This is a genomic window from Streptomyces akebiae (genome assembly GCF_019599145.1).
In the GTDB taxonomy this organism is placed as follows: Bacteria; Actinomycetota; Actinomycetes; order Streptomycetales; family Streptomycetaceae; genus Streptomyces; species Streptomyces akebiae.
On the sequence record NZ_CP080647.1, the window covers coordinates 6,449,691 to 6,462,319 of the forward strand.

Annotated in this window: 10 protein-coding genes; 8 read left to right on the forward strand and 2 right to left on the reverse strand. The window is 72.2% G+C overall.

What is annotated here, in order from left to right; genetic code table 11:
- The first annotated feature begins 125 nt into the window (after positions 1-125).
- Positions 126-500, forward strand: a complete 375-nt coding sequence (locus K1J60_RS27825) for a hypothetical protein (RefSeq protein WP_220648580.1) — start codon at positions 126-128, stop codon at positions 498-500.
- 91 nt (positions 501-591) lie between these two features.
- The gene (locus tag K1J60_RS27830) at positions 592-1,464 is read left to right on the forward strand and encodes a spermidine synthase (RefSeq protein WP_220648581.1); all 873 of its coding nucleotides are present in this window, start codon (positions 592-594) and stop codon (positions 1,462-1,464) included.
- 21 nt (positions 1,465-1,485) lie between these two features.
- Here the strand turns inward: K1J60_RS27830 and K1J60_RS27835 are convergent, their stop codons facing one another.
- Complete coding sequence (locus K1J60_RS27835; protein ID WP_220648582.1) at positions 1,486-2,061, reverse strand: hypothetical protein; 576 nt, start codon at positions 2,059-2,061, stop codon at positions 1,486-1,488.
- 89 nt (positions 2,062-2,150) lie between these two features.
- On the opposite strand from K1J60_RS27835, the gene K1J60_RS27840 reads away from it, so the two are divergent.
- Both K1J60_RS27840 and K1J60_RS27845 read left to right on the forward strand, forming a co-directional pair.
- Entirely contained in the window at positions 2,151-2,855 is a 705-nt protein-coding gene (locus K1J60_RS27840; RefSeq protein ID WP_220648583.1) for a response regulator transcription factor, read from the forward strand.
- On the forward strand, positions 2,852-4,237 hold the full coding sequence (locus tag K1J60_RS27845; protein ID WP_220648584.1) for a sensor histidine kinase: 1,386 nt from the start codon (positions 2,852-2,854) through the stop codon (positions 4,235-4,237). Before K1J60_RS27840 ends, K1J60_RS27845 begins: the two co-directional genes overlap by 4 nt.
- A gap of 27 nt (positions 4,238-4,264) precedes the next feature.
- Here K1J60_RS27845 and K1J60_RS27850 read toward each other — a convergent pair whose 3' ends face one another.
- Positions 4,265-6,904, reverse strand: coding sequence for an AMP-binding protein (locus K1J60_RS27850; protein ID WP_259407943.1), 2,640 nt, complete (start codon positions 6,902-6,904; stop codon positions 4,265-4,267).
- A 258-nt stretch (positions 6,905-7,162) separates the two neighbouring features.
- Between K1J60_RS27850 and K1J60_RS27855 the strand changes: the two genes are divergently transcribed.
- The 4 genes from K1J60_RS27855 to K1J60_RS27870 all read left to right on the forward strand — a co-directional run bounded on the left by K1J60_RS27855 (position 7,163) and on the right by K1J60_RS27870 (position 12,561).
- Complete coding sequence (locus K1J60_RS27855; RefSeq protein ID WP_220648585.1) at positions 7,163-8,218, forward strand: iron ABC transporter substrate-binding protein; 1,056 nt, start codon at positions 7,163-7,165, stop codon at positions 8,216-8,218.
- A 6-nt stretch (positions 8,219-8,224) separates the two neighbouring features.
- Positions 8,225-9,841 carry an ABC transporter permease gene (locus tag K1J60_RS27860; RefSeq protein WP_220648586.1) on the forward strand — a complete coding sequence of 539 codons (1,617 nt, stop codon included), beginning with the start codon at positions 8,225-8,227 and terminating at the stop codon, positions 9,839-9,841.
- Positions 9,838-10,977, forward strand: a complete 1,140-nt coding sequence (locus tag K1J60_RS27865) for an ABC transporter ATP-binding protein (RefSeq protein ID WP_220648587.1) — start codon at positions 9,838-9,840, stop codon at positions 10,975-10,977. The genes K1J60_RS27860 and K1J60_RS27865 overlap by 4 nt, the downstream gene beginning before the upstream one ends.
- A 273-nt stretch (positions 10,978-11,250) precedes the next feature.
- Positions 11,251-12,561, forward strand: coding sequence for an ABC transporter substrate-binding protein (locus tag K1J60_RS27870; protein ID WP_220648588.1), 1,311 nt, complete (start codon positions 11,251-11,253; stop codon positions 12,559-12,561).
- Positions 12,562-12,629 lie beyond the last annotated feature (68 nt).

The window sequence follows — 12,629 nt, forward strand, 5'->3', positions numbered from 1 at the left end:
TGGCTACAAACCGGATATCTCATCCTTGATCTGCCATGAACTGCCATCCTTTGCGGCGCAGTTTCGCCGTAGCCGTTGACAGGGCGGCGCGTTGGGCAGGGCGCTGGTAGGCGTGGGAGGCCCGGATGAAGCACATCGAAGCCCGTTCCGATTGCGACCTGGTGACCGTGTCCGCGCGGCAGGGGCTGGAGGCGGTCGACATCCTCCGCCGGGGCGCCCTCGACGCGGTGGGGCCCGTCATGACGGTCGGGCCCGTTCTGCACGACGACGCGTGCGACACGCTCGGGTTCCTGGTGCCGCCCGGTACCGCGGACGCGTGGGACGTGCCGGGGAGCACGTGCACGCAGAGCGACGGCCGGGGGGCCGTGCTGGCTCCCGCGGAGGGTGCGGGCTGGCTGCTGCCGCCGGGGGAGGCGGACCTCGCGACCGATCCGACGGTGCTGCGGGCCGCGCTCGGCGAGGCGGCGCGGTTGATCGAGGCCGCGGACAATTGCCGGTGAGGTGCCGGTGAGGTGCCGGTGAGGTGCGCCCTTCGCCGTAGGGTGCCGGCGATGTGGCGCGGCGGTCTCCGGCCGGGCCGATAATGGGTGAGTGGGCAGGTCGAAGAAGGGGCGCGGGCGGCGCGGACAGGATGCCGACGCCGTGGTCGAGCAGGTGGACGGGGGACTCGCCGAGCTGCTTCCGGACCGGGAGCGCTCCCGGGCCTGGACGCTGCTGGTCGACGGGGCGCCGCAGTCGCACGTGGATCTCGACGATCCGGCGTATCTGTCCTTCGAGTACCAGCGGCGGCTCGGGCATGTGATCGATCTGGTCGCCCCGCCCGGACGGCCCGTGCACGCCGTGCACCTCGGCGGAGGCGCCTTCACCCTCGCCCGGTACGTCGCCGCCACCCGCCCCCGCTCCACCCAGCAGGTCGTCGAGCGCGACGCGACGCTCGTTCAACTCGTCCGGCGAGAGCTGCCGTTGGACCCGAACGCGCGGATACGGGTGCGGTCGACGGACGCGCGCGAGGGGCTCGCCAAGGTGCCCGACGGATGGGCGGACCTGGTGATCGCGGACGTGTTCAGCGCGGCGCGCACCCCGGCGCACCTGACGTCGACGGAGTTCCTCACGGACGTACGGCGGGTGGTGAAGCCCGGCGGTTGCTACGCGGCCAACCTCGCCGACGGCCCGCCGCTCGCCCATCTGCGCGCCCAGATCGCCACCGCGGCCGTCGTCTTCCCCGAACTGGCCCTGGTCGCCGACCCGACCGTGCTGCGGGGCAAACGATTCGGCAACGCGGTCCTCGTCGCCTCCGACCAACCGCTCCCGATCGCCGAGCTGACCCGCCGTGCCGCCTCCGACCCGCACCCCGGCCGGGTCGAACACGGCCGCGCGCTCGCCGACTTCACGGGCGGAGCGGTGCCGGTGACGGACGCGGCGGCGACCGCCTCACCGGCGCCGCCGTCGTCGGTGTTCCGCTGAGAGCACCGCTTGCCGAGACCCTCAGAAGTTCTGGACGTCCACCCGGGGCGCGCTGTCGTGCCAGGTGCAGAACACCGACACCCGGTCCGAACCGGCCGCGAAGTCGACCCGGATCCACGTCTCGGTCTTCCACACCTGCATCGACCAACCCGAGCCGGGCGTCGCCGACACGAGGGTCGCGTACTCCTCGCCGAGCGAGAAGACCACCCGGCCGCCCTCGGTGTCGTAGGCCTTTACCTCACCCGAGCCACCGGAGTCGGCCGAGCCGCCGACCGAGTCGGCCGGGGCGTCGGTGCCCGGACGGGGGCCGGGCTTCGCGGACTTCGCGGGTTCGGACGGCGTGGGGGACGGCTCGTCGCCGCCGCTCTCCTTCCGTGCCCCGGCGCTCCGCGACGGCTCCGGGAGCGCGGACGGCGTGACCGGCGCGGGCCCGCCCTGGGCCTGGGCGTCGGCGGCCGTGATGGGCAGCGCGCGAGGCGGGTCGTAGGCGGTGCCGGCCATCACCGTGTGGACGCCCCACCACGTCACCGTGACCGCCGCGCCCGTGGCGAGCAGCCAGGCCAGTACGTGTAGGAGTCCTCTGCGCATCGGGGCCATACTGCCCCACGCGTCCCGGTGGTGTCGCGGGCGGACGAGTTGTCCACAGGCCCCGACCGGCCTCTCCCGTTTGGCGTACGGTGCGGCGCATGGCAAGTGTGCTCGTGGTCGAGGACGACCAGTTCGTACGCTCGGCGCTGATCAGGCATCTGACGGACGCCGCCCACACCGTGCGCAGCGTCGGTACGGCGCTGGAGGCGCTGCGCGAGGTCGCGCATGTCCGCTTCGACGTGGTCATCCTCGACCTCGGGCTGCCCGACCTCGACGGCTCGGAGGCACTGAAGATGCTGCGCGGCATCACGGACGTCCCGGTGATCATCGCGACCGCGCGGGACGACGAGTCGGAGATCGTCCGTCTGCTGAACGCGGGCGCGGACGACTACCTGACCAAGCCGTTCTCGGTCGAGCACCTGTCCGCCCGGATGGCGGCCGTGCTGCGCCGCTCCCGCGCCTCCGGCGGCGAGGCGCCCCCGTCCACGGTGCTCCGGGTCGGCGGCCTCGCGATCGACCCGCTGCGCCGCCGGGCCGAGCTGGACGGCGTACGACTCGACCTCACCCGGCGCGAGTTCGACCTGCTCGCGTTCCTCGCCGGCCGGCCCGGTGTCGTCGTCGCGCGCAAGGAGCTGTTGGCGGAGGTCTGGCAGCAGTCGTACGGCGACGACCAGACCATCGATGTGCATCTGTCCTGGCTGCGCCGGAAGTTGGGGGAGACGGCGGCGCAGCCCCGCTATCTGCACACGCTGCGGGGTGTCGGGGTGAAGCTGGAGCCGCCGGGGGCGGGGGCGCGGCCATGAGGTGGGCGCTGGTCAAGGTGTGTGTGGCGGTGACGGCGATGGTCGTGGTGGCCTTCGCGGTGCCGCTCGGGCTGGTCGTCAAGGAGATGGCGCGGGACCGGGCGTTCTCCGGCGCCGAGCGGGAGGCGGCCGCGATCGCCCCGGCGCTCTCCATCACCACCGACCGGGAGCAGTTGGAGCGGGTCGTCGCCTCGGCCGGGTCGGACGACGGGATGGCGGTGCACCTGCCGGCGGACGGCGCGGGGTCCGCCCCGCTCGACCTGGGCCGGCAGCGCGCCTCGGACGAGGACATCGCGACCGTGCGGAAGCTGGGCCGTGCCTCCACCACCGAGGTGCCGGGCGGGTCCACGCTGCTGCAGCCCACCGCGCTCAGCTCCGGGGAGATAGCGGTCGTCGAGGTGTATGTGCCCGAGTCGGAGGTGAGCCACGGGGTCGCCACGGCGTGGGCGCTGCTCGCGGGAGTGGGCGCGCTGCTGATCGTCGGCTCGGTCGCGGTGGCCGACCGGCTCGGGGTGCGGATGGTCCGGCCCGCGCAGCGGTTGGTCGAGAGCGCGGGGGAACTGGGGGAGGGGCGACTGGGCGCACGGGTGCCGGAGAAGGGGCCGAAGGAGCTGCGGCTGGCGGCGGTGGCGTTCAACGCGATGGCGGACCAGGTGGTGGGGCTGCTGGCGAACGAACGGGAGCTGGCGGCGGACCTGTCGCACCGGCTGCGCACACCACTGACCGTGCTGCGCCTCAACGCGGCCTCGCTCGGCGACGGGCCGGCCGCCGAGCAGACACGGGCGGCGGTCGAGCAGCTGGAGCGGGAGGTCGACACGATCATCCGTACGGCACGGGAGGCCAAGCCGCAGACGGTGGTGGCGGGGCCCGGCGCCGGGTGCGACGCGGCCGAGGTGGTCCGGGAGCGGATGGCGTTCTGGTCGGCGCTCGCCGAGGACGAGGGCCGCAAGTGGCGGGTGGCCGGGGTCGAGCGCCCGGCCCGCATACCCGTGGCCCGGACCGACCTCGCCACCGCCCTGGACGCGCTCCTCGGCAATGTCTTCCGGCACACGGCGCAGGGCACGGCGTTCGCGGTCGACGTTCACAACGGCGAGGACGCGGTGATCGTTCTCGTCTCCGACGCCGGTCCGGGCATCGCCGATCCCGAGGCCGCGATGGCCCGGGGCCGGGGCTCCGGCAGCGACGGCTCGACCGGTCTGGGCCTCGACATCGTGCGCCGCCTCGCCGAGTCGACCGGCGGCGATGTGCGCATCGGGTCGTCGGTGCTGGGCGGGACCGAGGTGCGGATCTGGATCCAACTGGGCGGTGAGGACGGGCGGGCGACAGCGCGCAGGGGGCACCGTGGGCGCAGACACACCGGGTTGGCCTCGGCCTTCAAGTAGGCGTCCGGTCGTCGGTGCCGCGTCCGGTCACAACCAGCGCACCGCCCGCATCCCCCGCGTCGCCACCGCCGCGTATCCGATGCCCACCGCGAGGGAGGCGAGGAGGGCGAGGACGGGGAAGTCGTGCTGGAGGTAGGGGTAGACCTGGAAGTGGGTCAGGTAGATGTAGAGGGAGCTGCCCGCGAGGAGGCCGGCGAGGCGGTTGAGGGGCCCGAGGCTGGGGAGGGTGGGGACCCAGATCAGCAGGGTCATACCGGTGATCACCAGGGCCGTTCGCAGGTGTTGGTCCGGCGGGAAGAGTCCGGGGGTGGCGAGCAGGAGGGTCGCCGTCAGGAGCCCGCGTTGCCAGGCTGTGCTCGCCCGGGCCGCCGCCCAGCCCAGGGCGAAGAGCCAGAAGACCACCGTGGGGCCGAGGTGGAAGCGGGCGGGGGCCAGATCGGGCAGGTCGTAGCGGCCGAGGAGGCCGATGGCCAGCAGGGCGAGGGGCACGCCGAACGTGCGACGGCGCTCCACGCGGTCCAGCAGGGGGAAGGCCATCAGCACGGCCAGGGCGATCAGGAAGTACAGGAGCGCCTCGATGAACCAGTAGTGCCACTCGTGGCGCTCGGGGCCCTGGTCGACGAGGCTGTTGAGGAGGAGGGCGTTGGCGGGGTCGTAGAGACCGGTCACGACGACCGCGCCGGTGATCCACGCCGCGCTCGGGACGGCGATACGGGCGATGCTTCGCCACAAGTGTCGTACGCGCCGACGGTGTTCGGCGTCGGTGAGGTGGAAGCGGGCGAAGTTGTGGCCCGCGACGCCGATGAGGATGTGGGCGGCTCCCTGGAGGGTGAAGAGCTGGATGTGGGAGCCGACGACCAGGACGATGCCGATGGCGCGCAGGGCGATGCCGGTTTCCAGCGTGCGGCGGGTTCGGCCGGGGGAGGGAGCCCGCTGCTGCTCGGCCGAGGCCGAGGTAGAGGGCGTCGGCGGGCGCAGGTCGCGGATCGGGCGGGTGTGCCAGTCGGGTGGGAGGGTGCCGAGTGCCTGCTCCAGGCGGAGGGACATCTCGACGTAGCCGAGGGAGTCGCCGCCCAGGCCGACGAAGGTGCTGTCCTCGGTGACGTCGGTGCGGTCGAGGATCTCGGCGTAGAGGGCGCGCAAGTCGTCCGTAGGGCGCACGTCGCCCCTGGTGCGCCCGCGGTCCGCTGGGTGCGCCAGTGCTGTCGCGGACTCGGTCGCCGTCCTGGACGCCGGTGTCGTCGGGCGGGTCAGGTGGCGTACCGCCGCGTAGTCGGGCTTGCCGGTCGACAGACGGGGGAGTTCGGTTTCGGGGAGGGCGCGGAGGCGGACGGCCCGGGGTGGGATGCCGCAGGACTCCGCCGCCAGGCGCCGGAGGCGGGGCTCGTCGGCGGTGGTGCCGGTGGCGGTGATCGCCAACTCGTCACCGTCGCCGGTGCAGTATGCCCGCACGCCGTGCCGTTCCAGTGCCGCTTCGACGCGCTGGGGGTCGATGCGCAGGCCGCGGATCTTCGCGAAGCGGCTGCGGCGGCCGACGATCTCGTAGAGGCCGTCGGAGGCCCGCCGGGCGAGGTCACCGGTGTGGAGTTCGGTGATGGTGCGGCCGAGGGAGAGATCGGCGGGGCTCTCGGCATAGCCGAGCATCACGTTGGGGCCCGAGTACACCAGCTCGCCCACATCCGGGCCGTGGTCGGCGTCACCCACCTCTCCCGCGTCTCCCACGCCCGATCCGTCGTCGCGGAGCGGATCCAGGCGGAAAGAGCCGCCGGGTATCGGGATTCCGACGGCCTCCGGGCGGGTGGCGGCGAGGTGGGGCGGGAGGTAGGCCATGCGGGCCGTCGCCTCCGTCTGGCCGTACATGGCGAACAGGTCCCAGCCGGAGCGGTGTCCCAACTCGGCGTACCGGGCGACGCGTTCGGGTGCGAGTCGCCCCCCGGCCTGGGTGACCCGGCGCAGGTGCGGCAGCTCCATCCGGTCGAAGCCGATCCGGTCGAGGAGGTCGAAGGTGTACGGCACCCCGGCGAGCGAGGTGGCACGGGCGGCGCGGAACTCGGTCCAGAAGGCGTCGTCCGCGACCGACCGCTCGGTGAGGAGCAGTCCGGCGCCGCGCAGCAGATGGCTGTGGATGACGGAGAGGCCGTAGCAGTAGTGCATCGGGAGGGTGGTGGCCGCCCGATCGGTGTGGGTGATGCCGAGGTAGGCGGCGATGGACTCGGCGTTGGCCTGCACGTTCTCGTGCGAGAGCCGTACGAGTTTGGGTGCGCCCGTCGACCCGGAGGTGCTCAGCAGGAGGGCGAGATCCGGATGGAGGGTGTGGGCGGTGCCGGGGTGGCGCTCGTCGAGCGTCCAGGCGCCGTCGGCGTCCGGACGTGCCACCACGTCCGGGGCGTACGCGGCCGTGAGGGAGGCGACGGCGTGGTCGCTGTCGCCGGGGACGAGGAGCACCGGGTGGCCTGCGGAGAGGGCGGCCAGGTGGGTGACCAGCGCGCCCGCACGGTTGGCCCCGGCCAGCAGCACCAGCCGTCGTACGGGGCCGAGTCGTACGGCGGTGGCCGCGACGCGCTCGGCGAGGGCCCGGTAGGTGACCTCACCCGCGGGGGTGTGGAGGGCGACACGGTCGCCGTGCGCCGCGAGGTCGCGGGCGAAGGGCACCGCACGCGGTCGCACGGGCGACCTCGGGAACGGTATCGGGGTGGGGTGGAGAGCCGAGGGACCGGACGGGACCCGAACGGGTCCGGTGGAGTGGATCACAGGGCGCGGCCTTTCCGCGACGGCGTCCGCGGGTAGCACGTTTCCCTTGACGCTTAGGCAAGCTTTACCTTATTCATAGCATGTTCATAGTTGGCTAAAAAGCGTCACTACGCCACTCGCTGACCGACGGCGCGATCTGCGGCGTAGCGGCGAGCTACGCAGGAAGGCACCCACATGCCACGCCCTCTGGCTGGCCGGATCACCGCGCTCCTCGCGGCCGGTCTGCTGCTCCCCGCACTCGCCGCGTGCGGTTCCGACGACAACGACGGCAGTGGATCGGGGGGCGATGGTGACGCCGCCCTCGTCATCTACTCCGGCCGCAACGAGAAGCTGGTCAAGCCGATCCTGGACCAGTTGGAGAAGGCCGTCGGCGCCGATGTGGAGGTCCGCTACGGCGACAGCGCGGAGCTCGCCGCGCAGATCCTGGAGGAGGGTGACCGCACCAAGGCCGGGCTGTTCTTCTCCCAGGACGCCGGGGCGCTCGGCGCGCTCTCCAGGGAGGGCATGCTGGCGAAGCTGCCGCAGGCCACCCTCGACAAGGTCGACAAGGCCTACCGGAGCGGCGAGGGCGACTGGGTGGGCCTGTCGGGGCGCGTCCGCGTCATCGCGTACAACCCGGACGACGTGGCCGCGGACGAGGTCCCGGACAGCGTCCACGACGTGGTGAAGCCCGAGTGGAAGGGCAAGGTCGGCTTCGCGCCCACCAACGCCTCCTTCCAGGCGTTCGTCACCGGCATGCGCGTCCTGGAGGGCGACGACGCGACCCGGACGTGGCTGGAGGACCTGAAGGCCAACGGGGCCAAGACCTACGCCAACAACCTCGCCACCCTCGACGCCGTCGAGGCCGGTGAGGTCTCCCTCGGCCTGGTCAACCACTACTACTGGTACGAGCGGGTCGCCGAGAAGGGCGAGGACGAGGTCGACGCCAAGCTGCACTTCCTGCCCGGCGGGGACCCCGGCGCGCTGATCAACGTGGCCGGCGCCGGCATCCTCGCCGACAGCGGTGAGCAGAACGCGACCGCCCGGAAGGCCGTGGACTACCTGCTGTCCGAGAAGGCGCAGACCTACTTCGCGGACACGACGAAGGAGTATCCGCTGGCCGCGGGCGTCACCAGCACCGTCGAGGGGCTGCCGCCGTTCGAGTCGCTCGAATCGCCCGACATCGACCTCGGCAGGCTGGAGTCCCTCCAGGAGACGCTGGCGATGCTGCAGGACGTCGGGCTGGTCTGACCGGCAGTGAATACGCCTGAAGCCACCCCGCGTCCGGGAGCCACCCCGCGTCCGGGAGCCACCCCGCGTCCGGGAGCCACCTCGCGTCCCGCGACAGGCTTCGCCGCCCGCGGGGCGGACCGCAGACCACCCCTCATCCTGCTCGTCCCCGCCTGTGCGGCAGCCCTTTTCGCGCTGCTCCCGCTCGGCTACCTCGCCGTCCGCGCGCTCGAACGGGGCCCCGCCTTCGCGTGGAAGGTCGTCGCCGACGAGCGGACGCTCCACCTGCTCGGCCGCAGCCTGGGCCTGACCGCGGTGGTCGTGGTGGCGTGTGGGGTGCTGGGTGTCTCGATGGCCTGGCTGACCGTGCGTACGGCGCTGCCGGGCGCCCGCGCCTGGTCGATCGCCACCACGCTGCCGCTGGCCGTGCCCAGCTATGTGGCCGCCTTCACCTGGCTGTCGGCCGAACCGGACCTTGCCGGGTTCGGCGGCGCCGCGCTCGCCCTGACGCTGGTCAGCTTCCCGTACGTGCAGCTGCCGGTCGCGGCAGCGCTCAGGGGCATCGACCCGGCGCAGGAGGAAGCCGCACGCTCCCTCGGGCACGGCCCACTCCGTACGTTCCTCCGGGTCACCCTCCCGCAGCTTCGCCCGGCGGCGGCGGGCGGGGCGCTGCTCGTCGCGCTGTACGTGCTCTCCGACTTCGGCGCGGTCTCCCTCATGCGGTACGACACCTTCACCCGGGCCATCCACACCTCCTACCGCGCCTCCTTCGACCGCACCCCCGCAGCCGCTCTCAGCGTCGTCCTGGTGGTGATGACGGTGGCCCTGGTCGCCGCCGAGGCCCGTACGCGCGGCCGTGCGGGACACGCCAGGACCGGCGGCGGGACCGCCCGCCCGGCCGCCCCCGTGCCGCTGGGCCGCTGGAAGTCGCTCGCCCTGCTGTGGTGCGGCGCGGTGGTCGCCGTGGCCGTCGCCTTCCCGCTGGGGACCCTCGGCTACTGGCTCACCGTCGGCTCCTCGGCCACCTGGGACCTCGGCGGCCTCACCGAAACGGCTTGGGCCACACTCGGCGTAGCGGCGGCGGGCGCCGCCCTCACCACCGCCCTCGCCCTGCCCGTCGGCGTGATCGCCGCCCGGCACCGGGGACGCGGCGCCCGGCTCCTGGAACAGGCCGCGTACGCGGGGCACGCCCTCCCCGGCATCACGGTCGCCCTCTCCCTGGTCTTCTTCGCCGTCCGCTACGCCTACCCCCTCTACCAGCGACTCCCCCTGCTGGTCTGTGCGTACGCGGTCCTCTTCCTCCCGATCGCGGTGGCCGCCACCCGGGCCGCCGTACTGCAGGCCCCGCCCGTCCTGGACGACGTGGCCCGCTCGCTCGGCCGTCGCCCCTGGCAGGTCCTGCGCGAGGTCACCGTCCCGCTGGCCGCGCCCGGTGTCGCCGCCGGGGCCGCGCTCACCTTCGTCGTCTGCATGAAGGAACTCCCGGCGACCCTGCTCCTGCGCCCCACCGGCATGGACACCCTCGCCACCCGCCTCTGGACCGAAACCGGAGCGGGTTCCTTCGCGGCGGCCGCCCCGTACGCCGCCGCACTCATCCTGTTGGCCGCCGTGCCTTCGTACCTGCTGGGGAGGCACCGAACATGAACAAGCCGCATACGACCGAGACACAGGCGGCCGAGACACAGCCGGCCGAGACACGGGCGGCCGAGCCGCACGCCGACGAGCCGCACGCCAACGAGCTGTACGTCGAGGGGCTCACGAAGTCCTACGCGGCCGGAGACCCGGTCCTGCGTGGCCTCCGGCTCACCGTCCCCGCAGGCGCGCTGGCGGCCGTCCTCGGCCCTTCCGGATGCGGTAAGACGACCCTGCTGCGCATCGTCGCCGGGTTCCTGCCGGCCGACGCGGGAACCATCAGGCTCGGCGGCCGGGTCCTGACCGGTCCCGGTGTCCACCTGCCGCCCGAGCGGCGCCGCATCGGGATCGTGCCGCAGGAGGGGGCCCTCTTCCCGCACCTGAGTGTGGCGCGGAACGTCGCCTTCGGGCTCACGGGCCTGGCCCGGGGTGAACGGCGGCACCGTACCGAGGAACTCCTGGAACTGGTCGGCCTGGCCGGATACGGCGACCGGATGCCGCACGAACTCTCCGGCGGCCAGCAGCAGCGCGTGGCCCTCGCCCGGGCTCTCGCCCCCCGCCCCCGGCTCGTGCTGCTGGACGAGCCGTTCAACGCCCTCGACAGCGCGCTGCGGGCCGGGGTCCGGGCCGACGTACGGGCCGCGCTTCGGGCGACCGGGGCCACGGCGCTCCTCGTCACCCACGACCAGCAGGAAGCCCTCTCCACCGCCGACCTCGTCGCCGTCGTCCGGGACGGCCGGGTCGCCCAGTGCGACACCCCGCAGGATCTCTACCGGCGCCCCGTCGACCCCTGGGTCGCGGGCTTCGTCGGCGACGCGGTAGTGCTCCCCGCCACCGTGAACGGTGACGGCACGGCCCACACCGCGCTCGGCGCCGTCCCGCTCACCGTCCCGCCGCCGGGCCTTCGCGCCGGTACGGTCCTGCTCCGCCCGGAACAGCTCGCCCTCACCGGGCCGACCGCCGAGGGAACGGTGCGGGGCACGGTCACCGACGTCCGCTTCTACGGCCACGACGCCATGGTCACCGTCGCCGTCGACGGGCACGACACCCCGGTCGACATCCGTGTCGCGGGCCCGCTGCCGGTGCGGCCGGGCGACGAGACCGGCATCCGGGTCCTGGGCGACGCGACGCTGCACCCGGCGGTCTGAGCGGACTGCCTGCTCTGTTCGGCCGATCTTGTGTAGTCGCTGTGTCGTACATGCGTAACCCCCGCGGGTGGGGTGACCGCCGTCTGTGTCGGTCACGTTTCGACAACCAGGGATTACGTTTCAACAAAGGGGGACAAGAAGTCTTGACTCATGACATGACATAGAGCTGTTATGGCGGCCACCGTGTTCGGTCGAGTTGGTTTCTGATTGTTTTCGATCAGTAGCCGGCGAGGGCCATTGCGACCGAACCACCTGTCCCCCAGGGAGCCGTACATGCATCTCACACCTTCCGGTCTCTCCGTCCCCGGCACGAGCCGCCGCACCCTGCTGCGCGGCATAGGCGGGGCCGCGGCACTCGGCGCTGGAGTCCCCCTGCTCAGCGCCTGTGGCGGCAGCGGTGGCGGCGCCGCCGACTCGAAGACCGTCACCGTCGGCTCCAACGCGTCGGACGCGGTGCCGAAGAAGGCGTTCGCCGAGATCTACGCGGCCTTCAAGAAGCAGTCCGGGCTCACGGTCGACGTGAACACCAAGGACCACAACACGTTCCAGGAGCAGATCAACTCCTACCTCCAGGGCACCCCGGACGACGTGTTCCACTGGTTCGCCGGCTACCGCATGCAGTTCTTCGCGGCCAAGGGCCTCGCCACCCCGATCGACGACGTGTGGGACAAGATCGGCGGCAACTTCCCCGAGGCGATGAAGAAGCTCAGCCAGGGCGAGGACGGCAAGTCCTACTTCGTCCCGCTGTACACGTACCCCTGGGCGCTCTTCTACCGCAAGAGCGTCTTCCAGGAGAAGGGCTACGAGGTTCCCACCACGTGGGACCAGCTGATCGCTCTGTGCAAGCAGATGCAGAAGGACAAGCTCGTCCCGATCGCCTTCGGTGACAAGGACGCCTGGCCGGCGATGGGCACCTTCGACCAGCTCAACTTCCGTACCAACGGCTACGACTTCCACGTCGAGCTGATGGCGGGCAAGGTCGCCTGGACGGACGCCAAGGTCCGCAAGACGTTCGACCTGTGGACCGAGCTGCTGCCGTACCACCAGGAGGGCGCGGTCGGCCGCACCTGGCAGGACGCGGCGCAGACGCTGGTGTCGAAGAAGGCGGGCATGTACCTGCTGGGCTCGTTCGTGGGCCAGCAGTTCTCCAACAAGGCGGACCTGGACGACCTCGACTTCTTCGCCTTCCCGGAGATCGACCCGGCGTACGGCCAGGACACCGTCGAGGCCCCCACCGACGGCTTCATGATGAGCAAGGCCCCGAAGAACAAGTCCGGCGCGGTCAAGCTCATGGAGTTCCTCGGCACCCCCGAGGCGGAGCAGATCTACCTCAAGGCCGACCCGAACGTGGTGGCCGCCTCCACCAAGGCCGACACCTCCTCGTACACGCCGCTGCAGAAGAAGGCGTACGAGATGATCTCGGGCGCCAAGAGCCTCACCCAGTTCATGGACCGCGACAGCCGCCCCGACTTCACCTCCACGGTGATGCAGCCGGCGCTGCAGAAGTTCATCCGCGACCCCAAGGGCGTCGACAGCCTGCTCTCGTCCATCGAGCGGCAGAAGAAGACGATCTTCGCGTCCTGACGACCGACCGTCCTGACGACCGACCGTCCTGACGACCGACCGTCCTCACGACTGGATGACCTCCTGAC

Coding starts and splice junctions, on each gene's coding strand:
- K1J60_RS27825 (WP_220648580.1), top strand. CDS start 126: ATGAAGCACATCGAAGCCCGTTCCGATTGCGACCTGGTGACCGTGTCC.
- K1J60_RS27835 (WP_220648582.1), bottom strand. CDS start 2,061: ATGGCCCCGATGCGCAGAGGACTCCTACACGTACTGGCCTGGCTGCTC.
- K1J60_RS27840 (WP_220648583.1), top strand. CDS start 2,151: ATGGCAAGTGTGCTCGTGGTCGAGGACGACCAGTTCGTACGCTCGGCG.
- K1J60_RS27845 (WP_220648584.1), top strand. CDS start 2,852: ATGAGGTGGGCGCTGGTCAAGGTGTGTGTGGCGGTGACGGCGATGGTC.
- K1J60_RS27855 (WP_220648585.1), top strand. CDS start 7,163: ATGCCACGCCCTCTGGCTGGCCGGATCACCGCGCTCCTCGCGGCCGGT.
- K1J60_RS27865 (WP_220648587.1), top strand. CDS start 9,838: ATGAACAAGCCGCATACGACCGAGACACAGGCGGCCGAGACACAGCCG.
- K1J60_RS27870 (WP_220648588.1), top strand. CDS start 11,251: ATGCATCTCACACCTTCCGGTCTCTCCGTCCCCGGCACGAGCCGCCGC.